A 23,924-nucleotide genomic window follows, 5' to 3' on the forward strand; every position below is an offset into this window, starting at 1 on the left:
TAACCATGCTCCCTAACAATAAAAATACAGTCTTATTAGGGTTAATCATCTGCTCACTCTTCTGGGTATCCCATACGGTATCCGCAGCTTGCGCATGGGGAGTGGCAGGAAAAGAGATCATTAGTAATATCAGTTTTGGCAATGTCATTGTACAACGCGATTATCCAGCAGGCGCTTTTATCACCTCAGCGTTTACGGGGCAAATTAGCGGCGGATCCACGCTGTTTCGTTGCACTCAAGCCTGGAATTATAGAGGCGTACCGGTGCTATTTACTCGCGCCAGCAGCTTTGGAAATTCGATTTATGAAACCAATATTCCCGGAATAGGCATAGAAATTCACCAGTCACTTAACAATGTTCCGTTTAGCAAACCTATGGCCGCAAATGCCTCTCTTTCAATGCCCGATCCGTTAAGCGCTACATTAATAAAATTATCCACCGGGAGTGTCGGTGCGGGCAATTTAACCACCGGTACGCTCGCCTATTTTTATGCTGAACCCGAACCAAAATATCGCACTACGTTGACGCTGACAGGTACGAATAAGATTATCCCCGTAGCCTGCACGCTAACGACTAAAACCGTTAACGTGAAACTCGATAATGCGGTCATCTCAGATTTTAAAGGTAAAGGGACAACCGCTAAGCCGAAAGACTTTACGATTGATCTTAATTGCGATGCAAAAACCAAGATCAAAATGTCGCTGGAAGGTACGTCTGCAGGCCCAGCGGGTGTTCTTGCTCTCACTGCCGGGAAAAACCAGGCATCTGGCATCGGTATTCAAATACTCAAAGGTACCCAAGTGGTGGCATTAGGGAAGCAGCTTAACTTTGGTACCGCTAATGCGGCCGGTTTAAAACAACTTGCTCTCACCGCTCGCTATTATCAAACCGCAGCAAACATTGAGAGCGGAACGGCAAATACCACGGCGACGTTCACGATGACATACAACTGAAATAAATAGCCTCTGGCAATTAAAATCGAGCGGACAGCGTGATGGCTGCCCGCTGCAATCTTTGCCTTTTCGCACGATTAATGTTGACTCAACCACACATCGTAAACGCTTTCCGGCATCTGCTTATAGCTGCGGAAGCCGTAGCCGTGCACATAACTGGCAGTGGCTAACTGATCTTCCGGTTCATACAGCGGCACGGCCAGCGCCAGCTGCGACAATGCCACCTGCTGCAGCTGGCTGTAGTCATCGCGGCGCTGCAGCAAATCCAGCGTGCTGGCAGCTTTATCTAGCAGCCCATTGATCTTCGCATCGTTGACGCGGCTGTAGTTAATCGCCCCACCTTGCGCTATCGGACGATAGTGGTTTTCAATATCCACGCCATCGGTGGGCGTGTTGGAGTTAGCAATGGTGCCGAATTTACCGCTCTTACGTACATCGGCATAGGTTCCCGAATCAACATAGTTCAGCTTGAGATCGATGCCAAGACGTTGACGCGCCTGCGCCTGAATCGCCTGCAACAGCACGTCTCGCTGATCGCGCACCGTGGCCTGCGCCTGAATCAGCTCGATACGCAGACGCTGGCCCGCTTTGGTACGGAAGCCTTCGCTATCACGGGTTTGCCAGCCCGCCTCATCCAGCAGCTTGTTGGCGGCAGCCGGATTGTTACCGTACTTGCCTTCCAGCTCGTTGTTATAAAGCGGATCGATCGGCGAGGTGATGCCCCACGCGCGGGTGCGTTCGCCGCGATAGACCGACTTCAGCAGCGGATCGATATCCAATCCCTGCAGCAGGGCCTGGCGCACCTTCACATCCTGCGTCGGGCCATATTCCACGTTGAGGAACAGTGAATACGGCGTACCGGTGTTCAGCGCGTGCTGGTAGGTAAAATCGCTATTGTCTTTAAATTCGCCGGCATCGTTGCCCGAAATGCCCTCGATCGCATCCACCTGCCCGGAGAGCAGCGCGCCGGTGCGTACCGATGATTCCGGCAGGAAACGATACGTCACGCGATCGAGATACGCCGGCCCCTGATGTTTAGCGGTGGCTGGCGCCCAGTTGTATTTCGGGTTTTTAACGTAAGTCACCTGCTGGCCTTTCTCATAGCTCTCGAGAATAAACGGCCCGGTGCCAGCCAAATCTTTGCCGCCCGATTTCAACTGCGGTGATTTCCAGCTGGCGGGGGCCAGAATTTGCAGCCCTGCGGCGAAGGAGAGAAACGGTGAATAGACCGCTTTCAGGGTGATCACAACGGTGTGATCGTCTGGGGTTTCAATCTTATCGATGTGCGAACCCATCAGGCACAGGCTGGTGCCCGCGCAGTATTGCGCCACCTGGGTTTGGCGGAAGTTCTCGGCCACCGCGTTGGCATCGAACTTCTCGCCGTTGGAGAAGGTGACGTCGCGCCGCAGATTGAAGCGGATGACTTTGCCCTCCTGGCTGGCTTGATAACTCTCAGCCAGCCACGGCACAAAGCTGCCGTCCGGACGGCGTGCCAACAGCGATTCCCAGAAGTTACGCAGCGTGATTTCCGCTTTGTCCTGGCCGTTGAGCTGCGGGTTAAAGGTGGTCGGTTCGGTTTCCACGCCGACAGTGAGCGTGCCGCCGCTGACGGGCTGATCGGCAGCCAGCGCGCTAACGGTGTTTCCCAGCAGGCTAAAGCCTAAGGCCAACGCTATTGACGTTAATTTCATAATGTCCTTGGTGAATGCAGGTAAATATTATTGATGGCCGTCATCTGGCCCGTATTTAATTCCCGCTGAATTATTAAAATCCGGACAAATAAAAGTAAAACGACAATAGTGACAATGGATTTGTTAAATACGAGAAAGGTCGCCGTTATTGGCGTAATGCCGCTCACTTAAGCAATAAAATGCCTGTTTATGCAGGTGCGCATGAATGCGCACCCTACGAAAACCCGGCGATATCCACGTAGGGTCACCATTCATGGTGACCGATTCATGCTTAACTGACGAGCATTACGCCGTTATTGGCGACCTTTATTTACCCGGTGCGCATTAATGCGCACCCTACGACATAATTACGTGCGAGCCGCGATGATGCTTTCGGCCACATTACGCGGCGCTTCGGCATAGTGCGCAAACTCCATGCTGTAGGTGGCGCGGCCTTGTGACATCGAACGCAGCGTCGTGGCGTAGCCAAACATCTCGGACAGCGGCACTTCGGCGCGAATAATGCGGGCGCCAAAGCGCTCATCCATGCCTTGCAAGGTCCCGCGCCGCGATGAGAGATCGCCCATCACGCCACCGGCATACTCTTCCGGCGTTTCCACTTCCACCTGCATCAGCGGTTCGAGGATCACCGGATCGGCCAGCTTCGCTGCGGCTTTAAAGCCAAAGATCGCCGCCATACGAAACGCCATTTCTGACGAATCGACGTCGTGATACGAGCCAAACGTCAGCGTGGCTTTGATGTCCACCACCGGATAACCGGCCAGCACGCCGCTGTTCAGCGCCTCACGAATCCCCTTCTCTACCGAAGGAATGAACTCGCGCGGTACCACGCCGCCTTTGGTGGCATCTTCAAAGGCAAAACCGGCACCCGCCGTTTGCGGCTCCAGCGTCAGCACCACGTGGCCATACTGGCCTTTACCGCCGGACTGACGCACAAACTTGCCTTCCACCTCGCGCACCGTTTTACGAATGGTTTCGCGATAAGTCACCTGCGGCCGACCAATGTTGGCTTCCACGCCGAACTCGCGCTTCATGCGATCAACGATAATCTCCAGATGCAACTCGCCCATACCAGAAATAATCGTCTGGCCGGATTCCTCATCGGTATGCAGGCGGAACGACGGATCTTCCGCCGCCAGCCGCTGCAGCGCCAGGCCCATTTTCTCCTGATCGCTCTTGGTCTTCGGCTCTATCGACAGCGAAATCACCGGGTCGGGGAACTCCATGCGCTCCAGCGTGATTACCGCGTTGGGATCGCACAGTGTTTCACCGGTAGTGACCTCTTTTAGGCCAACGCAGGCGGCGATATCGCCTGCGCGAATCTCTTCAATTTCAATGCGATCGTTAGCCTGCATCTGCACGATACGGCCGATGCGCTCTTTGCGCCCTTTCACCGCGTTCCACACGCTGTCGCCCTTACGCAGCACGCCGGAGTAGACGCGCACAAAGGTTAACTGGCCAACGTAGGGATCGCTCATCAGCTTGAACGCCAGCGCCGAGAACGGTTCGCTGTCATCGGCATGACGTTCGTCGTGTTCGCCCTGCTCATTGACGCCGCTCACCGCCGGTACGTCGAGCGGCGATGGCATCAGCTCAATCACCGCATCCAGCATGCGCTGCACGCCCTTGTTTTTGAACGCGCTGCCGCACAGCATTGGCTGAACTTCACCCTGCAGCGTGCGCTGGCGCAAACCGGCAATGACGTCGTCTTCGCTAAGATCGCCCAGCTCAAGATAGCGATCCATTAGCGCGTCGCTGGCTTCTGCCGCCGCCGCGACCATGTTCTCACGCCACTCGGCCGCTAGCGCCTGCAATTCAGCGGGGATCGGTGCATAGCTAAAGCTCATGCCCTGGCTGGCATCGTCCCAGTAAATCGCGCGCATTTTGTTGAGATCGACCACGCCGCTAAAATGCTCTTCGGCGCCGATAGGAATCACAATCGGCACCGGATTGGCGTGCAGGCGATCTTTCATCATCTGCACCACGCGGAAGAAATCTGCGCCCTGCCGATCCATCTTGTTAACGAAGGCGATGCGCGGCACACGGTATTTGTTGGCCTGGCGCCACACGGTTTCCGACTGCGGCTGCACGCCGCCAACCGCGTCATACACCATCACCGCGCCGTCCAGCACGCGCATTGAGCGCTCGACTTCAATGGTGAAGTCAACGTGCCCGGGGGTATCAATGATGTTGATGCGGTGCGGCGTAAAGCTGCCGTCCATACCCGGCCAGAAGCAGCTTACCGCCGCCGACGTGATGGTGATGCCACGCTCCTGCTCCTGCGCCATCCAGTCGGTGGTTGCCGCGCCATCGTGCACTTCACCTAACTTGTGGCTCATTCCGGTGTAAAACAGGATGCGCTCAGTGGTGGTGGTTTTACCGGCATCGATGTGCGCGGAGATGCCGATGTTGCGATAACGTTCGATGGGGAGGGTTCGGGGCATGATGCGTCCTTAGTCTTCTCGACTGGAAAGAGCGGCGCGCACCATTGCCCGCCGCTGCGCAACAGCCTAAACCCATTGTACGAATAAATACGAACAGTTTGAGCCTTTTTTACTCATCGTTAAAAACTTGCATGTGATTCAGCATTTACGGGCTGGAAAGCCATCGCCCGGCACTTTAAGGTAAGGCTTTCACTCTGACAGGGTTTGAATCATGCGCATTCTGGTGGTCGGTGCCGGTGCAACCGGCGGTTATTTCGGTGCGCGTCTGGCGCAAGCAGGACGTGATGTAACATTTCTGGTGCGCGAGCGCCGTTTTCAGCAGCTGCAGCAAACCGGGCTGGTGCTGAAAACGCCTGATGGCACAGAAGTTTTGCAACCTCAGCTGGCGCAGGCGGATTCGCTTAACAGCCATTTTGATCTGATTATTTTGACGGTGAAAAGCTTCGCCCTGGAACAGGCGATAAACGATATCGCCCCCGCCGTGGGTCCTGACACGCTGATCATGCCCATTCTTAACGGGATGCGTCATATCGACACGCTGCGGGCGCGCTTTGGTGACAAGGTGATTGGCGGCCTGTGTAAAATCAACGCCACGCTGGGTGAAAACGGCGAAGTGGTGCAGATGACGCCGCTGCATATGCTCTATTACGGCGCGCTGGATGGCAATAACGATGCGCGCCTGCAGCGAATAGATGAAACCCTGCGCGCGGCGCAGTTTGATACCCTTTTCTCCGACAACATTATCAGCGAACTGTGGGAAAAATGGCTGCTGCTGAGCACGCTCGGTGCGGTGTGCTGTATCGCGCGCGGCAATACGCAGCAGGTGTTGAGCGCACAAGGTGGCGAAGCGCTGCTGCAAACAATTTTTGGTGAAGTACTGGCGGTGTTAAGCGCCGAAGGTTATCAACAGCGCCCGGCGGTGACGGCGAAGATTTATGAGACGCTGAATAATCCCAAAGCGGCGATGACCTCATCGATGTACCGGGATTTAACCCAGGGCTACGAGATTGAGGCCGATCAAGTGATTGGTGATTTGCTGGTGCGTGGTGCGCGCAGTGGCGTGGTGACACCATTGCTGAACGCGGTGTATGTCAATTTGCAGGTGTATGTGCAGGGTCGTTAACGTGGGTCGCCATGAATGGCGACCCTACGGTTGTTTGGCGCGATTGGCGTGCGGTCGTGTCGTAAGGTCGCCATTGATGGCGACCGAAATATCATAAGCGAGACTGCACGCCCGGCAGCTGCTTCAACCGCTGCCAGCCCGCTTCCACCTCTTCCGGTATATCTACATGACCGAGGAAACCTTTGCCGCGTGGACCGTAGCCATTTTCGTCGTCGCGCAGGCGCTGGATTTCCCCCATCAGCAGCGACAGAAAACGTTCCATCGACCACAAGCCCTGCGGCGGCGCACCAATAATGCGTAACATGCCCGCATCCATCATCACCTGCGGCACAAACACCGGCCAGCTGATAAATTCCGGCGCATCGGCGCGGTCGCGCCACTGATAGCGGAAGGTTTCCCACGTGCGCCGCTGCATTAGCGGGTCTTGCACCAGCAGCACGCGCTGCGGCTGCCAGCTGTGCTCATCCAGTAATTTCTGACTGAAAGCGGCATTTTCGCCACAGTTGCGAGAGGCGGTTTCCAGCAGCAGCTGATCGTCCGGCAGCGCGGCAAACACGCGCGCTACGTCGCCCAGCAGTTCTGCTTCGCTTTTACCTTGGGTCTCAATCTGGCGATACAGCGGATGTGTGCTCAGCATCTCTGCTAATAACGATGTAGAGTGGCCAATGCCGCCGCTTACCAATAACGGCAGCTGATACTTTTTCGCCAGGGCGATGACCGCCTCCACGTTCGGCAGCACCGCGTGGCCGGCCAGAATGGCTAAATCGACGTCGAGCGTGCCCGTTTGCGGCATGTGATCCAGTGCCAGCCAGGTCGCCAGGGTATTGATATCCTGAATGTGATCGTTGTTAAGCTGCATGCCTTTCTCCTCATTTTCACTTTGGCAGTGTAGCGGCTTAAGGGCGCGTCGGCAGGGAAAAATTTGCTACACTCGCCGCTTAATCTTCAGGAGAGATCCATGACTGCGCGTTCCGTAACCCTTGATGATGTTGCCCATCTGGCGGGGGTTTCCTACCAAACCGTCTCCCGCGTTCTCAACCACTCCGAGCAGGTTTCGCCGCGCACCCGCGCCAAAGTAGAAGCGGCAATGCAGCAGCTCAACTATGTGCCGAATCGGGTCGCGCAGCAGCTGGCGGGTAAAAACACCCGCACGCTGGGTCTCGCCACCAGCAATCTCGCATTGATGGCGCCCGCACAAATTGCCTCGGCAATTCAGCAACGTGCGGCGGCGCAGGGTTATCACCTGGTGATTGCCATGGCGAATGCCAGCAGCGCGCCGCAGGACACGGTAAATGAACTGCTGGCGCAACGGGTTGATGCGCTGCTGATCAATCTGCCGCTGGATGCGCAGCAAGCCGAACAGATTCAGCTGCAGTGCGGTAATAAACCGACGCTGTTTCTGGATGTGGAGCGCAGCGCCACGGTGGCGCAGTGCCAATATCAGAGCGAATCGGGGGCGAAACAGGCCGTGGATCATCTGGTGGCGCTCGGCCATCAGCAGATTGGCGTGTTGAATGGGCCTGAACGCTCGGCATCGGCACGTGCGCGTTTCACCGCGTGGCAGCAGGCGCTGTCAGCACATCGGCTCACGCCGTTCTGCGTGCTGAGCGGTGACTGGAGCGCGGCATCGGGCTATCAGGCCGTGCTGGCGCAGTTGCCGGATAAGCTACCGCAGGCGCTACTGGTGGCCAACGATCAGATGGCGCTTGGCGCGATGCGGGCGCTGCATCAGCACGGCGTGAATATCCCCGCAGAGATTTCGCTGATTGGCTACGACGACACGGCAGAAAGCGCCTGGTATCAGCCGCCATTAACCACCGTGCGCCAGGATTTGCAGCAGTTGGGCGCGATAAGCGTCGATCGCTTAGTGGCACAGCTGGAAGGCGGCACGTTGGCGGATGAGAGGCTGGAAACCGAGCTGGTGTTGCGTGAAACCACGGCGGCACCGCAGCAAGGTCAGGTGAATGTAAGGGAGATTGCACAGCAGCTGCAGGCGCTGGCGCGCAGATTGAGCAGCACATAACTGCACATTTGGTAGCGGCGCGATGTTGAAACGGGCATAAAAATAGCGCAATCAATTGCGCCGCTGCAGGTTGGTGTTGCTTCCTGAAATTTGGGGCCTTTCGGCCCCTGAGAATTACTGCGCTTTAGGCTCGCCCATCGCTTTCAATTTTTTCGACAGCTCGCGACGCTCTTTGGAGAGATCAGCGTTTTTAATGATGTACTCATCCACGCGGTCTTCATAATCCACACGCATGCTGGCGATAATTTCCTGCACCGCCTCAATGCTCATGCCAGGTTTGATGTATTCGCTCAGGTTGTCCAGCAGCAACACACGTTTCTGGTTATCACGGACTTTCTTCTCGTTATCCACGATTTCGCGCTGCAGTTTGTTTTTACGACGGAACATACGCACAAACTCCAGTACGTCCTGAAATGATTGCTTGGCATTTTCCATGTTGGCACCTTTCTTAAGGCCTGCATCGGCAGGCGGAATAGTCATAACGTTTAGCTTAGCGGTTTGACCGCAAGGGTTGCAATTTTCACAGCTAAATTCGGACTGGCGCTTATCTTAGCGCAAAGAAAGCGTGATTCACATTAAGTCATTGCCTGAGAAAACTATTTGCGCAACGCCAGGCGCACTAAATCGGTCATCCGTTCCAGCTGACGCGCCTGCTCCAGGCTCAGCCAGACGTAACCGTAAATTGCCGTCGTTTCTGGACGTCCGCTGCGATTAGCGATGAGCTGCTCCAGCTCCTGGGTGATTTCCTCCAGTACGAGGCTGTTAGCGGTGATCTCTTCGGTTTCCCCTTTCACCACCAGCGTGGCCAGCGCATTAAGCGTGTCTTCCGTCATCTGCTGGGTGCGGCGCAGCGTTGGCGCATTGAGCATAATCAGATGACTTTCACGCGACGACCACCACGCATCAATTTGCATCTGCATGGTGTTTACCATATTGCGATTGATAGTTTGGATCGCTTCAAACACCGATTTCGGAATTCGCGTCTCTTTGCTTGACGGATCCAGCAGCGAACGCATTTTGATGACGGCACTTAGCAGCTTCTGGAAAGGTTTATTCAGGCGCGGTTTTTCCAGCAAATTGGCAGAAAAACCGGTGTGATGCAGTTTCGCCATGGCGATGAAAGCATCTGACAGCTGGATGCGCCAATGGGTGTAAGCGCGTTGAGCCCAGATGGCACTAAACAGCAGCGCCATCAGCGACCCCAGAATCACATCCCCGCCGCGCCACATGGCGATAGTGAAATCGCCGGCCGGTGCGCCCACCACCACGCCAAGCGTGATGCCGATCAGCAACGCCATATAGGGATGTTTTCCCAGCGTCAGGTAACCGCAAACCACCATCACGATGGCGCACCACACCAGCATCACTGGCAGGGAAAACAGCTCCAGCTTCAGGGCAATCAAGCCGGAAAGTAAACCGGCGAAGGTACCGCTGATGCGCTGGACTACGCGCGGCAGCACGTTGCCCCAGGTTGAAATTGGCCCCATCACTACCACCAGCGTAATCAGCGGCCAGGTGCCTTCGGGAATATCGGTGAGGCGTACAAACAGGAAGCACAGCACAAAGGCGATAGCGATGCGTACACCATGCATGATGCGATAGTGGCGGTAGAACCAGAACTCAATCGGCGAGATGGGCTTGTCGGCGCGTAACATGGTTGTCCGGGAACGGTAACGATTTGCGCGCTATGTTACCCTGGCAAGACGCGAACCATCAGGGTTGAACGCAATCTTTTTCGTCTTTACGTGAAATAAAACATGCATGTTACATCTGGTTTTCTCAATAGAAACATTGATGTAACGCATCGGGTTTTGTGCGGTGATTGAATCGGTCACCATAAATGGCGACCCTACGGGCGTGTTTTGTAGGGTCGCCATTTATGGTGACCGCGTATTTTATTCAGCCGCACGCACCGGAATGAACATATCCACCAGCCAGTTGCCGCTGTCGGATCCGTCGGAAAGGTACTGTTCGAAACAGGGACGATTATCGACTTGCCACTCACTCTGGGCGTTTAACTTATCGAACAAACTGCACCACGCCTCATAAAATTCGTTATTACGTACCTCAACGCGGGCATGGAAATAGCGTCCGCCGGGCAACAGGCCTTTTTCGATATCGTCACCGGGGGCGGGAATCACCGCTTCCGCCGCAGTAATCACCGTTTCAACCCGCAACTCTTCCGGCGACAGCTCTCGTGGATTACCGTAATAAATAGCCAGCCATTCACCTTTCGCATCATGCTCACTGACCCAACGTTTCAGTCGGTCAAAGCCACGCGGCACGGTCTCCTCCCACGGTCCTTGCAGGTGATAGCCAAGCCAGCTTTGCGAATGACGTTCAACAATCCATGCTTTCATACTTTGCCTCAGATCAGCAGCAGAAAGCTCGATTGTGCCATCACCGCCGTGTAGCGGCGATGACGGCAACGCTAAAATACGCGATGGATTACAGTTTCTTTTTCAGGTAATCACTGATGCGCGTGATGATGCCTGCCTGATCAACCGCTTGCAGCGTGTAGAGCGGATAGCTTGCCAGCTGCTTATCTTTGTCCATCACCTGGATTTCACCAATCTGCTCGCCCGCTTTTAACGGTGCTTCCAGGTCTTTGCGATCAATCACATACTTGGCCATCACATTGGAAACTTCAGTGCGCGGCAGTGACAGATAGATATCCTGGGTAGTGCCGACATCCACCTGGTGCGGATTGCCGTACCAGACGTTTTCCGTACCGATTTTCTTGCCCGCGTGGAACAGCTGCACGGTATCAAAGTTGTTTTGGCCCCACACCAGCAGTTTACGTGCCTGATCTTCACGCCCTTTCGGACTCTTGCCGCCCATAATCACCGCGATCAGGCGATGACGCCCTACCACATTCGACGCGATGATATTGAAGCCAGCGCTTTCGGTATGACCGGTTTTCAGGCCATCGACGTGCAGATTCTGGTCCCACAGCAAGCCGTTGCGGTTGTTTTGGGTGATACCGTTCCAGGTCAGGGTTTTCTCGCCGTACATGGCGTAGAAATCGGGCTCGCCGCTGATGATGGCACGTGACAGCACGGCTAAATCGCGTGCGGTAGTGTGTTGACCCGGCGCATCGAGGCCGTGCACGGTTTCGAAGTGGGTGTGCGTTAAACCAAGCTTCTGCACGTAGCTGTTCATCATGGTGACGAAGCTGGCTTCGCTACCGGCGACATGATCCGCCAGCGCCACACAGGCATCATTACCGGAATCGATAATCACGCCACGCATCAGATCGCGTACCGTAACCTGATCGCCCGGTTTAAGGAACATCAGTGAAGAGCCCTTGAACACCGGATTGCCTGCGCCCCACGCATCTTTACCGATGGTGACTTTGTCATCGCGGCTGACTTTATTCTGATCGATCGCGCGATCGACCACATAGCCGGTCATCAGTTTTGTCAAACTTGCCGGGTTGCGCTCTTCGTCCGGATTACCGGCGGTTAGAATCTGGCCGGTAGTGGCGTCCATTAGCACCCACGAAGCCGCATCAATCGGCGGTGGCGTCAGGGGAAACGGCATGCTGTCGTCGGCCTGCGCCAACGATGCCCAAACAATCATTCCAGATACAGTTACCAGCAGACGCCTTTTCAACACTTCTTCCTCGAAATCAAAAAAATGAATTTACCGCCGCACGTTTTACGGCAAATAGCGCTTACAGATCTGAATAAATTGAAAAAAAGTATGAACTGCGCCTAAATGCTGCGCGCCCGCTCGCAGCGAGGATGATCAAGGTTGTACTGCCACCCAGGGACGACTATCCTGTGCGTTGATTCTCCACAGCCAGGATAATGCCGTGCCCGCCTCTGAGTTCACCTTCTTATTTCACGATTATGAGACCTTCGGTAAAAGTCCTTCGCTGGACCGCCCGGCACAGTTTGCTGGCCTGCGTACCGATAAAGAATTCAATGCGGTAGGTGAACCGCAGGTGTTTTACTGCCAGCCCGCGGACGATTATTTGCCGCAGCCAGAAGCGGTGATGATCACCGGCATTACGCCGCAAACCGCCAAAGCGCGTGGCGTGACAGAAGCGGCATTTGCCGAGCGCATTCACGGCCTGTTTAGCGAGCCGCAAACCTGTGTGATTGGTTACAACAATGTGCGTTTTGACGATGAAGTGACGCGCAATATCTTCTATCGCAACTTCTTTGATCCTTATGGCTGGAGCTGGCAAAACGGCAATTCGCGCTGGGATCTGCTGGATGTGATGCGCGCCTGCTATGCGCTGCGTCCGGAAGGCATTGTCTGGCCGGAAAATGATGACGGCTTCCCGAGCTTTAAGCTGGAGCATCTCACTAAGGCCAACGGCGTGGCGCACGAACAGGCGCACGATGCGATGTCCGACGTTTACGCCACGCTGGCAATGGCGAAACTGGTGAAAGAGAAGCAGCCGAAGCTGTTTGAGTTTCTGTTTAGCCATCGCAACAAGCAGAAACTGATGACGCTAATTGATATCCCGCAGATGAAACCGCTGGTGCACGTTTCCGGCATGTTCGGCGCAGCGCGCGGCAACACCAGCTGGATTGTGCCGCTGGCGTGGCATCCGGATAACCGTAATGCGCTGATTGTTGCCGATCTGGCCGGTGAGATGTCGCCGCTGCTTGAGCTGGAATCTGACGAACTGCGCGAGCGTTTGTATACGCGTAGCAGCGAGTTAGGCGATCTTCCTGCCGTGCCGATCAAGCTGGTCCATATCAATAAATGTCCGGTGCTGGCGCCGGCAAGCACGCTGCGTCCGGAAGATGCTGCGCGCTTAGGTATCGATCGCCAACGCTGCCTCGCGAACCTAAAAGTGCTGCGCGAGCATGCGGAAGTGCGGGAAAAAGTGGTGGCGCTGTTTGCTGATGCTGAGCCGTTTACGCCTTCAGATGATGTAGATGCGCAGCTGTATGAGGGTTTCTTTAGCGATGCCGATCGCGCGGGTATGAACATTGTGCGCCAGACGCCACCGCAGAATTTGCCGGCGCTGGATTTAACCTTTGAAGATAAGCGCATTGCCAAACTGCTGTTCCGCTATCGGGCGCGTAATTTCCCCGGCACGCTGGATGATGCCGAGCAGCAACGCTGGTTGCAGCACCGCCGCGAAGCGCTCAATGCTGAGCGTGTGCAGGCGTTCCTGCTGGAGCTGGAGTCACTGGCGAATTTGCATGAGGGTAATGCAGAGAAGATGGCGCAGCTGAAGGCGCTGTATTTGTATGCGCAGGAGCTGGTGTCTTAGTCCTCTGCGGTCTGGTGAGAGGTCGCCATGAATGGCGACCCTACGCAATGCCCGCATGAATGGCGACCCTACGCAATGACCGCATAAATGGCGACCCTACGCAATGCCCGTTTGTAGGGTCGCCATTCATGGCGACCAGGGAACCCTTAAATCATTTCCCACACCAGCCACGTCAGCGCGAAACCGCTCAGGCCCATCACGGTTGTCAACACTGTCCAGGTCTTCAAACCGTCGGCGACGGATAAGCCCAGATAGCGCGTCACCACCCAGAAACCCGCATCATTGACGTGTGACAAACCTAATCCGCCGAAACAAGCTGCCAGCGTCACCAGTACGCGCTGCATATCCGTCACATCGCCCACCGCCTGACTCAGTAAGCCGCTGGTGGTGAGAATCGCTACCGTGGCCGAGCCCTGCGATGCACGCAGCGCCAGCGACAGAATAAAGGCTGCGGGCACCAGCGGCAGATGCAGTGTTTCCAGCGTCAGCGCCAGCGCTTTACCCACGCCGGACTCCACCAGCACTTTACCAAATGCCCCACCTGCGCCCGCTACCAGAATCACGCTGGCAGAACTGGGGATGGCGCGGCCAGTCAGATCTTCCAGCTTCTCTTTGCTCCAGCCGCGACGCACGCCCAGCAGCCACGCCGCTAGCCCAAGCGCAATCAGTAACGCAATCGCCGGCGTACCTATTACCGTCATTACCGAGCGCAGCACGCTGCCCTCTGCCAGCGTGGTGTGAGCCAATGTCCCCAGGACGATTAACAGGATCGGCACGATGATCAGCCCGGTAATGGTCAGCGCACCCGGCGGTGGCGCGTCGTTTTTCGCCGTGCCTTCCGGTTTCGCCAGCTGCAGTTGTTCCAGCACATCAACCGACAGATGATACTGACGCAGGTTCATCGCTTTCGCGACGAAGTAGCCGACAATACCAACCGGAATCGAAATCATAATCCCCAGCATCATCAGCCAGCCCATGTCGGTATGCAAAATACCGGCAGCCGCCGCTGCGCCTGGATGCGTCGGCAGCGCCACGTGCACCGTTAACATCACGCCCGCCATTGGCAAGCCAAACTTGAGCGGCGAGACGCGCGCCACTTTGGTGAAGCCATAAATCAGCGGAATCACGATGATAAAACCAACCTCAAAAAACACTGGAATGCCGAGGATAAAGGCTGCCATGGTCAGCGCCGCGACGGTGCGTTTGATACCCAGCGATTTACTAAAGCGCTGCGCCAGCGATTCCGCCCCGCCCGAGGCTTCAATCACCGCGCCGAGCATCGCACCCAGCACGATGATAATGGTGATATGCCCCAGCAAATTGCCCATCCCGCTAAAGATGGTTTCCATAATATTGTCCGCCGGAATGCCGGTGGCAATGGCGACCAGCAGGCTGACAATTATCAGCGCCACGAAGGGGTGCACTTTGGTTTTAATTACCAGCAACAGCAAGATCACGATGCTGGCGGTAGCAATGGCGAGTAACAACGCGGTAGACATGGTAACCCTCTATCTTATAAGTATTTTTTAGGTACAGATTTCTCTGGTATTAACGGATTAAGGTATGACTTGCCCAACACAGCGCACAAAAGCCCTGTGTTGAGCGGTAAAACCCGGGTTATTTTGCGTAGGGCGCGAACCAGCCAAGACCGGCTTCGGTGCAGCCGCGCGGGATATATTCACACCCCACCCAACCGTCGTAGCCCACTTCATCCAGCAGGTTGAACAGATACGAATAGTTGATTTCGCCTTCGTCAGGCTCGTGGCGATGCGGCGCCGAGGCAATTTGGATATGGCGATAACGCCCGGCGTATTCACGGATAAGATGGGTCAGATTGCCGTCCACCAGCTGCGCATGAAACAGATCGAGCTGGGTAAAAACGTTAGGACGATCGATACGCTCCATCATCAATAGCGTTTGATACTGGCTGGAGTAGAGGTAATTCGGCTTGGTCACGGGATTGAGCGCCTCAAGCAACAGGCGAATGCCGTGCGGCGCAAAACGCTCGGCAGCGTAGTGCATATTCTGCACAAAAGTCGCTTCATACTCTGCGCGATCGGCGCCGTTGGGTACCGTGGCTGCCATCACATGCACCTGCTGGCAATTCAAAGCCAGCGCGTACTCTAGCGCACGGTCAATATCGCCACGCGCTTGCTCTTCACGGCCCGGAATGGCGGAAACGCCCCATTCGCCCGCCTGCACGTTGCCCGCCGCGGTGTTGAACAGCACCAGCTCTAGCTGATGTTTTTCCAGCTCCGCTTTGATGATGTCTGCTGGGAAATCATACGGGAACAAAAACTCGACGGCGCGAAAACCGGCGTTAGCTGCGGCGGCAAAACGCGCGATAAACGGCTGTTCACCAAACTGCGTAGATAAATTGGCTGCAAACTTAGGCATTAGACATTCCTCAATTCCGCCACTTCGTTAGCGGTGAGATAACGAATTGAGCGGTCGCCGAGCGTAAACATCAGACGCGCGGTCTCTTCCAGTTCTTCGGTATTATTGGCGGCTTCGCGCAGTGATTTGCCCACCACCACCGGGCCATGATTCGCCAGCAGGAAGGCGTTATAGCGCGAGGCCAGATTAGCCAGATCGTCAGCTAAACGCGCATCACCCGGCTTGTAATATGGCACCACCGGCACATCTCCCACGCGCATCACCACGTACGGCGTGAACGGGCGAATGCAATTTTCATTGTCGAGATCGTTGAGGCAAGAGAGCGCGGTCAAATAGTGGCTGTGCAGATGCACCACCGCTTTGCACTCCGCATTGTTCAGATAAAGCGCGCGGTGAAACGCCACTTCTTTCGATGGCTTGTCGCCGGAAAGCCATTCGCCCTGCAGCGTCACTTTTGACAGACGATCGGCCTGCAGCTCGCCAAGACACGAACCGGTAGGCGTGGCCAGCAGATTGCCGTCCTCTAACAGCAGCGACAGATTGCCCGCCGATCCGGTGGCGTAGCCGCGCTGAAAGAAGGAGGCGCCGAGCTGCACCATCTCATCGCGTGCTTGTTGTTCGGTCATAGTGAAAACTCCGTTTGTGCGCGGGAAAAGAACTGTTCGTCACCAAAGTTGCCGGATTTCAACGCCAGCGACAGCGGCTGATAGATGTCACGCACCCAGGGCACGCCCGGCGAAATCATCGGTCCGATGTGGAATGCGGTAACGCCCAGGCTTTGCGCTACCACACCCGAGGTTTCGCCGCCGGCGACGATAAAGCGCTGCCAGCCGCGCGCTTTTAGTTCACGTGTTACCGCCGCAAACAACTGCTCGACCGCTTCGCTGCTGCGCGCGGCGCCGTACTGCTGCTGAATCGCCTGCAGCTGCTGCGCATCGGCGGTGGCGAACAGCAACGGTGCCAGCCCAGGCTGATGATGTGCTGCCACCCAATCGCACAGCGTTTGCGCATAACCTTCGGCGTCTTCCAAACAGCGTTCAACCAACACTTCATGCGATGGCGCTTGCTGGCGGTACGCCTGCACCTGGCGGTTGGTCATTTGCGAGCAAGAGCCAGAGATCACCACCGCGCGTTTGCCCTGCGGACGTCCCGCCTGCTCGGCATCGCGGTTCTGCTGCTGGGTCGTCCAGGCGCGGGCAATCCCGATCGCCAGTCCTGAACCGCCAGTCACCAGACGCATCGCTTTGAGCGCTTCGCCCTGCGTCAGCAGATGCTGCTCGTGCAGCGCGTCCAGCACCACATAGTTGATGCCCTGCGCTTTCAAGCTCTCCAGCTGCATACGCACCGCGTCGGCACCTTGATCAAGCAATGCTGCATTGATCACCGCCGCCTGACCTTTGGCCTGACGCGTCATCAGGCGCACCAGATTGCTGTCGGTCATCGGCGTTACCGGATGGTGGCGCATGCCGGATTCAGACAGCAGTTGGTCGGCGACAAACAGATAGCCCTGATACACGGTGCGGCCGTTGACCGGCAGCGACGGCGAGATCACCGTTTGCGTTTCACCTAACGCCGCCAACAGCGCATCGGTCACCGGGCCGATGTTGCCCTGCTCGGTGCTATCGAAGGTGGAACAATATTTGAAATAGAAACGATCGCAGCCCTGCTGCTGTAGCCACTCTAGCGCCGCCAGCGACTGTGCGATCGCCTGCTGCGGCGGGCACGATCGTGACTTCAGGCTGATCACAATTGCCTGCGCGCTTACTTCATCCTGACCTTGTGGCACGCCGTTAAATTGAATGGTCGGCAGGCCGTGCTGAACCAGGAAGCTGGCAATGTCGGTGGCACCGGTAAAGTCGTCCGCAATGACGCCTAAACGCATGATTACTGCTCCTTTGCCTGAGGCAGCGTGATGCCGCTGAAAATTTTGATCACCGCGCTGTCATCTTCGCGACCGTGCCCGGCATTGCTGGCCTCGGTGAACATGTTGAGCGCGGTGGAGGCCAGCGGCAGCGGGAAGTGCAGCGATTTAGCGGTATCCGCCACCAGATTGAGATCTTTCACGAAGATATCCACGGCGGATTTCGGCGAGTAATCGCCATCCACCACGTGACGCATGCGGTTTTCAAACATCCATGAGTTACCCGCCGCGTTGGTCACCACATCGTACATGGTGTCCAGCGGAATACCGGCGCGCGCGGCCAATGCCATCGCTTCGGCACCCACGGCAATGTGTACTCCCGCCAGCAGCTGGTGAATGATTTTGACGGTGGATCCCAGACCGATTTCGCTGCCAACGCGATAGACTTTCGTCGCCACCGCATCCAGCACCGGCTTGAGCCGCGCAAACGCCTCATCGCTACCGGAAGCCATGACCGTCATTTCCCCGACCGCGGCTTTGGCTGCCCCGCCGGAAACCGGCGCATCCAGCATTAAAAGTTGATGCTGTGCCAGCTGCTGTTCAATCGCCTGCGCATCCTGTGAAGAGATGGTAGAAGAGACCATCACCACCGTGCCCGGCTTGAGCTGCGCCGCCACACCGTTTTCACCGAACAGAATGGCCTTCACCTGCGCGGCGTTAACCACCAGCAGCAGCACCGCATCCAGTTCAGCCGCAAAGCGGGCGGCGGAGGTTTGGGCATCGCGTGCACCGGCCTGGCGTAGGGTTTCCAGCGCATGCGGATTGAGATCAACTCCCCAGGTATTTAATCCTGCACGGATGCAAGACTGCGCGGCGCCCATGCCCATGGAACCTAAACCAATCACGCCGATGTTATTCACGGTTGCTGACACAGCAGACCTCCATTGTTAATTTAAGTGATAATTTGTTCATTGGTGTTAAGTCTGCCGCAGATATCGGGCAATAAACGTGCGTAACATCACAAAAATTAACTTGCCTGCTTAAGGATTAACAGGGATTCACAACGTAATAATGGCGGAAGTAAATCCCGTCAGCCGCGCTTTTTACTGAAATTTCGGCAACATAAATTGTGCTGCGGGCTGTGAATCGATGATCTACAATGTGAAAAAATGATAATTCGGGAGAGGCGTGTGATTCCGGTAGAACGTCATCAGCAAATTTTAGCGTTGGTTGCCGAGCGCGGCGTTGTGAGCATTGCCGAGCTAACAGAACGATTGGGCGTGTCGCACATGACAATTCGTCGCGACGTACAGAAGCTGGAAGAGCAAGGCGCGGTGCTGTCGGTTTCGGGTGGTGTGCGCTCGGCGGATCGTTTAGCGGCCGAACCGTCGCATCTGGCAAAAACCAGCATGTACAGCAGCGAAAAGATGGCGATTGGGCAGTACGCCGCACGTCATATTCCGCGAAACAGCTGCATTTATCTGGATGCCGGCACCACGACACTGGCGCTGGCACGCGAACTGGCGGAACGTGACGATTTGCTGGTGGTGACCAATGATTTTGTGATTGCACGTTTGCTGATGGAGAGCAGCGGCTGCAAGCTGATCCACACTGGCGGCACGGTGTGCCGGGAGAATCGCTCGAGCGTTGGTGAAGCCGCGGCGCGCAATTTACGCCAGCTGGCGATCGATATCGCCTTTATCTCGGCCTCCTGCTGGGGTCCGCGCGGGCTGTATACGCCGGACGAGGATAAAGTGCCGGTAAAGCAGGCGGCGAGCGATGTCAGCAGCAAACGCGTGTTGCTCAGCGACAGCTCGAAGTACAACAAGATTGCGACGTATCTGGCGCTGCCGCTGGAGCGGTTTGATACTTTGATTACCGATGCGGAGTTGAGCAAAGCGGGACGTGAAGCGTTGAGTGCGGGGAAGTGGGAGTTGGTGATCGCGGGATGAGTTTGCTGGGATTATCGACCAGGTGCGCATGAATGGCGCCCCTACGTTGTAGGGTGCGCATGAATGCGCACCTGGTCATTTAAATCACACTTCTTCGCTGAACTGCGGAACCGGATTGCGGAAGGTACGGGTGACAAACGCGAGGTAAATAATACCAATCGCCGCCCATACCAGGCCGAGAACCATTGAGGTCTCTTCCAGGTTAATCCACAACGCACCTACCGTCAGAGCGCCCATGATTGGCAGCAACAGATAGTTGAGGTGATCTTTCAGCGTCTTATTACGCTTTTCACGGATCCAGAACTGGGCAATCACCGACAGGTTGACAAACGTAAATGCCACCAGCGCACCAAAGTTAATCAGCGCGGTCGCTGTCACCAGGTCGAAGTTGATTGCCAGCAGCGCCACGCCACCCACCAACAGCACGTTCAATGACGGCGTGCGGTATTTCGGATGCACGAAACCAAAGAAACGCTGCGGGAACACACCGTCGCGGCCCATCACGTACATCAGACGTGAAACACCGGCGTGTGCGGCCATACCGGAAGCCAATACCGTCACCACCGAGAAGATCAGAATGCCAATCTGCAGCGCTTTACCCGCCACGAACAGCATGATTTCTGGCTGTGAAGAGTCCGGATTCTGGAAACGCGAAATGTCCGGGAAGTACAGCTGCAGGAAGTAAGAAACCCCAATGAAGATCACACCACCAATCAGCGCGGTGAGGAAAATCGCGCGTGGGATAGTGCGTTCAGCATCTTTGGTCTCTTCCGACAGCGAGCTGATGCCGTCAAAGCCGAGGAACGAGAAGCAGAGAATCGTCGCACCGGTAATCATCGGCACCACGTGTGCATCCTGAGACCAGAATGGTTTGCTGCTGACCAATGTCCCTTCGCCCACACCGTGTGCCACACCGTAAACCACCATGCCGGTGATCACGACCATCACCACCACTTGCAGCACCACGATCACGCTGTTGAAGTTGGCAACGGTTTTGATTCCACGCAGGTTAGAGATGGTCATAAAGGCCACCAGCAGCACCACGAAAATCCACGACGGAATACCCGGCACCAGCGTTTCAAAATAGCTTTTCGCCAGCAGGATGTTGATCATCGGCATGAACAAGTAGTCCAGCAGTGATGACCAGCCAACCATAAAGCCGACGTGCGGACTGATTGCCTTCTGAGCATAGGTGTAAGCGGAGCCCGCAGATGGGAAGCGGCGTACCAGCTTGCCGTAGCTCACGGCAGTAAACAGAATCGCGATCAGGGCGAAAGCATAAGCGGTGGCGACGTGGCCGTCGGTTAATCCAGACACGATACCGAAAGTATCAAACAGGGTCATTGGCTGCATATACGCCAGGCCCATCATGACAACCGGGATCAAGGTCAGAGATTTTTTCAGGTGTGCACGCTGAGGTGCGGCAGAGGTGTTAAGCGACATTGTTCAGTCCCCCGCAAGCGACAACCGCGATCGGCTGGGCTACAGGGATACTGCGCAATTTGCTGCAGTGAGAAGTGATTTTTGTGTTTGCGATTGTCGCCGCGCCGTAATCATCACGAAAGCGAGAACCAGCCTGAGCTGGTGCAATGTTAAACAGTCCCATCTTTGTTTTCCTCAAATCTCACGCACAACGCGTGTTTGTCAGTATCTATCTATCCGGATGCGTGTCCGGCCTCGTTTAAATGTCAGTGAGTACATCATGCAAAAAAATAACCGACGTGGTTAACGTCGGTTAGTTTCTCATTTTGCAGGGCGCGTATTTTGCCCCAACTTATGCCATCGGCACAAGACGTTAGATCAATTCTTCAGGCGGTTAAGCATTCTTGAGCATCCAGTCGATCTCTGTGGCGGTGATCAGGCGCTCAAACTGCATCAATTCATACTGTTTGCAGCTGTGCCACACCCCGCTAAAACGCTCACCCAGCAGCTTTTGCAGCGGATAGCTATTCTCGAATTCGTACAGCGCATCGCTCTGCCGAATCGGTAACGCTAGCCCTTCTGCCTCATGTCCATTGCCCTGCACCGCATGCGGTAAGGGTAGCTGATTATCTAAACCGTGCAAAATTCCGGCAAGAATTGTTGACACCACCAGATAGGGATTTGCATCGGCTCCCGCCACGCGATACTCAATGCGGTGATTGTCCATATCCCCGCAGGGTACGCGCAGTGCTACGGTACGATTATTGTGCCCCCATGACGCTTGCAGCGGCACATAGGCTTCGGGCAGAAAACGGCGATAGGCGTTAACGTTTGGCGCCAGTAGCGCCATCGAAGCCGGCATCAGATCGATCATGCCCGCCAGCGCGCGTTTCATCAGCGGTGAATCGCTGCCGTCATCCAGCGCAAAGGCGTTGTGATCGGCGGCGTCCAGCATGCTGATGTGCACATGCATACCGCTGCCCGCATACTCTTCATAAGGCTTCGCCATAAAGGTGGCGGTCATGCCGTGATTTTCCGCCACCTGACGCACCAGGCGTTTAAGCTGGATGGCATGATCGCAGGCTTTGAGCACATCGCGCGTGTGATGCAGGTTGATTTCAAACTGCCCGGGCGACGCTTCCGCCAGTGCGCCGTCGGCGGGAATGCCCTGCAGCTTCGCCAGAGTGTCGATATCACGCAGCACGTCGGCGAAATGATCGAGATTATCTACCGAATAAACCTGGCTCTGCATGTTGCGCTCATCGCTGCCCGGTGAGCACGGCGGTTGAATAAATCCTTCCGCATCACGCTTCTTATCCACCAGATAGAACTCCAGCTCTACCGCTACCACCGGGAACAATCCTCGATTGCGCAGCTGTTGCCACAGCCGATTGAGGACATTACGGGGTTCAACGTCAAAGGGAGTGCCATCTTGGTTACACATGGTGAGCAGCAGCTGCGCAATGTGCGTGGGGTCGGCGGCTGAGGGGATTAAGGTTCCAGGAACCGGTATACAGAGGTGGTCGGGTTCGCCTAATGACTGTCCTAGTCCGGCTTCTTCGACGGTATTACCGAGAATATCCATGGCGAAGACCGAAGCAGGGAAATAACACCCTTTTTCCAGTTTTGCCAATGCGGCGATGGGAATGCGTTTACCGCGAAATACCCCATTTAAATCATTAAGAAGAATATCGACATACTGCGTTTCAGGATGGCGTTCCAGCCAGGTTTTTACCTCCAGCTGGAACGCGCTTGTTCGTTTCTCTTCACTATGTCGCGTGAAGTCTTCTACTTCTACGAGGTTCGTCATGATCCCACCCGCCCTTTACCGTTTAGAATTGGTGCGCGCAATGCTCAAAATAACAGCCATTCCTCTAACATAGCGCTAACGCAAAAAGTGTGCAAATGTAACAAATCTGTTTGAAGAACGAACAAGCGGTTGCTAGATTGACAAAACATTGCACACTTTTAACGCCAGCCGTGCCATTTCGGCGAAAATATTGAACAGCAGCGCGGAGACGTTATGGGCATTATTTTTGACAAGCCTTTGATTGGTGTAGTGATGTGCCAAAATGTTATTGGCAACCATTCAGCACAAACGGTTCACAACAAGTATCTCGACGCTGTCGTTTTGGCCGGTGGCGTGCCGCTGCCGTTGCCCCACCAACTGATGCATTCTCCACATCTATTAGAAAACAGTATGACGGTGCTGGATGGCATTTTGCTGACCGGCAGCCCCAGCAATATCGAACCCTGGCACTATGGCGAGGATGGCAAAGAGGCGCATGCCGATCCGGCGCGCGATCGTCTCGCTTTTGGGCTCATCACCCATGCGATCGGTAAAAAGATGCCGATGTTCGGTATCTGTCGCGGTTTGCAGGAGCTGGTGGTCGCTAATGGCGGTGCGCTGCATCGCCAATTGCATATGACACATCTTTTCCAGGAACACCGGGAAGACGACACGCTGTCGCTGGATGAGCAGTATGCGCCGGTGCATGAGGTGCAGCCAGAAATTGATGGCATGCTGAGCCAGCTGCTCGGCAGCAGCGAGGCGTTTGCTGTCAATTCATTACATGGTCAGGGCATTCGCGAGCCTGGTCCGCAATTGCGCGTCGAAGCACGTGCGCCCGACGGGCTGATTGAGGCGGTAAGCCTGCGCCAGCACCCTTTCGCGCTTGCCGTGCAGTGGCATCCGGAATGGCACTCCGATCGCGATCCGATTTCGCGCCAGTTGTTTGCGGCCTTTATCCACGCCGCTATCCATTATCACAACGAAAAACAGCCATGAATCGTGCCACTTTGGCATCTGGAAAAGTGCA

General features: G+C 55.6%; 20 protein-coding genes. 6 read left to right on the plus strand and 14 right to left on the minus strand.

The genetic code is table 11. The features are described from left to right. The first annotated feature begins 5 nt into the window (after nt 1-5). Nucleotides 6-953 (plus strand): fimbrial protein, encoded by a 948-nt coding sequence (locus tag AC07WB_RS12395; RefSeq protein ID WP_494940592.1) that lies wholly within the window; start codon nt 6-8, stop codon nt 951-953. Nucleotides 954-1,030: 77 nt separating this feature from the next. Here AC07WB_RS12395 and AC07WB_RS12400 read toward each other — a convergent pair whose 3' ends face one another. Both AC07WB_RS12400 and fusA read right to left on the minus strand, forming a co-directional pair. Beyond that, a complete protein-coding gene (locus AC07WB_RS12400; protein WP_494940593.1) occupies nt 1,031-2,644 on the minus strand; it encodes an ABC transporter substrate-binding protein in 1,614 nt (537 codons plus the stop codon). 347 nt (nt 2,645-2,991) lie between these two features. Then, complete coding sequence (gene fusA / locus AC07WB_RS12405; protein ID WP_345829096.1) at nt 2,992-5,088, minus strand: elongation factor G; 2,097 nt, start codon at nt 5,086-5,088, stop codon at nt 2,992-2,994. Nucleotides 5,089-5,299: 211 nt separating this feature from the next. Here fusA and AC07WB_RS12410 point away from each other — a divergent pair, with 211 nt between their 5' ends. Beyond that, nucleotides 5,300-6,211: a ketopantoate reductase family protein gene (locus AC07WB_RS12410; protein WP_494940594.1), complete on the plus strand. Its 912-nt coding sequence runs from the start codon at nt 5,300-5,302 to the stop codon at nt 6,209-6,211. A gap of 91 nt (nt 6,212-6,302) precedes the next feature. Here the strand turns inward: AC07WB_RS12410 and AC07WB_RS12415 are convergent, their stop codons facing one another. Beyond that, nucleotides 6,303-7,070: a YdcF family protein gene (locus tag AC07WB_RS12415; RefSeq protein ID WP_097096764.1), complete on the minus strand. Its 768-nt coding sequence runs from the start codon at nt 7,068-7,070 to the stop codon at nt 6,303-6,305. A gap of 99 nt (nt 7,071-7,169) precedes the next feature. Here AC07WB_RS12415 and AC07WB_RS12420 point away from each other — a divergent pair, with 99 nt between their 5' ends. Next, the gene (locus tag AC07WB_RS12420) at nt 7,170-8,234 is read left to right on the plus strand and encodes a LacI family DNA-binding transcriptional regulator (RefSeq protein ID WP_494940595.1); all 1,065 of its coding nucleotides are present in this window, start codon (nt 7,170-7,172) and stop codon (nt 8,232-8,234) included. 114 nt (nt 8,235-8,348) lie between these two features. Here the strand turns inward: AC07WB_RS12420 and tmaR are convergent, their stop codons facing one another. The 4 genes from tmaR to dacD form a co-directional block, all read right to left on the minus strand. Beyond that, nucleotides 8,349-8,669 carry a PTS system regulator TmaR gene (gene tmaR, locus AC07WB_RS12425; RefSeq protein ID WP_008110563.1) on the minus strand — a complete coding sequence of 107 codons (321 nt, stop codon included), beginning with the start codon at nt 8,667-8,669 and terminating at the stop codon, nt 8,349-8,351. A gap of 161 nt (nt 8,670-8,830) precedes the next feature. Beyond that, on the minus strand, nt 8,831-9,889 hold the full coding sequence (locus AC07WB_RS12430) for an FUSC family protein (protein ID WP_097096762.1): 1,059 nt from the start codon (nt 9,887-9,889) through the stop codon (nt 8,831-8,833). A gap of 240 nt (nt 9,890-10,129) precedes the next feature. Then, nucleotides 10,130-10,594, minus strand: a complete 465-nt coding sequence (locus tag AC07WB_RS12435) for a GyrI-like domain-containing protein (protein WP_400456383.1) — start codon at nt 10,592-10,594, stop codon at nt 10,130-10,132. 88 nt (nt 10,595-10,682) lie between these two features. Further along, entirely contained in the window at nt 10,683-11,849 is a 1,167-nt protein-coding gene (gene dacD, locus AC07WB_RS12440) for a serine-type D-Ala-D-Ala carboxypeptidase DacD (protein WP_176519162.1), read from the minus strand. A gap of 202 nt (nt 11,850-12,051) precedes the next feature. On the opposite strand from dacD, the gene sbcB reads away from it, so the two are divergent. Continuing rightward, entirely contained in the window at nt 12,052-13,473 is a 1,422-nt protein-coding gene (gene sbcB, locus AC07WB_RS12445; protein WP_494940596.1) for an exodeoxyribonuclease I, read from the plus strand. A gap of 146 nt (nt 13,474-13,619) precedes the next feature. Here sbcB and AC07WB_RS12450 read toward each other — a convergent pair whose 3' ends face one another. The 5 genes from AC07WB_RS12450 to ltnD all read right to left on the minus strand — a co-directional run bounded on the left by AC07WB_RS12450 (nt 13,620) and on the right by ltnD (nt 18,663). After that, on the minus strand, nt 13,620-14,972 hold the full coding sequence (locus AC07WB_RS12450; protein WP_494940597.1) for a GntP family transporter: 1,353 nt from the start codon (nt 14,970-14,972) through the stop codon (nt 13,620-13,622). Between the two features lie 118 nt (nt 14,973-15,090). After that, entirely contained in the window at nt 15,091-15,870 is a 780-nt protein-coding gene (locus tag AC07WB_RS12455; RefSeq protein WP_494940598.1) for an HPr family phosphocarrier protein, read from the minus strand. Further along, nucleotides 15,870-16,496 (minus strand): 3-oxo-tetronate 4-phosphate decarboxylase, encoded by a 627-nt coding sequence (otnC, locus tag AC07WB_RS12460; RefSeq protein ID WP_400456390.1) that lies wholly within the window; start codon nt 16,494-16,496, stop codon nt 15,870-15,872. Before otnC ends, AC07WB_RS12455 begins: the two co-directional genes overlap by 1 nt. Beyond that, on the minus strand, nt 16,493-17,752 hold the full coding sequence (gene otnK, locus AC07WB_RS12465) for a 3-oxo-tetronate kinase (protein WP_494940599.1): 1,260 nt from the start codon (nt 17,750-17,752) through the stop codon (nt 16,493-16,495). Before otnK ends, otnC begins: the two co-directional genes overlap by 4 nt. 2 nt (nt 17,753-17,754) lie before the next feature. Continuing rightward, nucleotides 17,755-18,663, minus strand: coding sequence for an L-threonate dehydrogenase (ltnD, locus tag AC07WB_RS12470; protein WP_494940600.1), 909 nt, complete (start codon nt 18,661-18,663; stop codon nt 17,755-17,757). A 258-nt stretch (nt 18,664-18,921) separates the two neighbouring features. On the opposite strand from ltnD, the gene ygbI reads away from it, so the two are divergent. After that, the gene (ygbI, locus tag AC07WB_RS12475) at nt 18,922-19,683 is read left to right on the plus strand and encodes a DNA-binding transcriptional repressor YgbI (protein ID WP_097096753.1); all 762 of its coding nucleotides are present in this window, start codon (nt 18,922-18,924) and stop codon (nt 19,681-19,683) included. 84 nt (nt 19,684-19,767) lie between these two features. On the opposite strand, the gene AC07WB_RS12480 is transcribed toward ygbI, so the two are convergent. Continuing rightward, a complete protein-coding gene (locus AC07WB_RS12480) occupies nt 19,768-21,126 on the minus strand; it encodes an APC family permease (RefSeq protein WP_494940601.1) in 1,359 nt (452 codons plus the stop codon). A 373-nt stretch (nt 21,127-21,499) separates the two neighbouring features. Then, a complete protein-coding gene (locus AC07WB_RS12485; RefSeq protein WP_176519214.1) occupies nt 21,500-22,918 on the minus strand; it encodes a glutamine synthetase in 1,419 nt (472 codons plus the stop codon). A gap of 210 nt (nt 22,919-23,128) precedes the next feature. Between AC07WB_RS12485 and puuD the strand changes: the two genes are divergently transcribed. Next, nucleotides 23,129-23,893, plus strand: a complete 765-nt coding sequence (gene puuD, locus AC07WB_RS12490) for a gamma-glutamyl-gamma-aminobutyrate hydrolase (protein WP_494940602.1) — start codon at nt 23,129-23,131, stop codon at nt 23,891-23,893. Nucleotides 23,894-23,924: the final 31 nt, after the last annotated feature.

The organism is Pantoea sp. GW821-FHT03E06 (genome assembly GCF_059420725.1).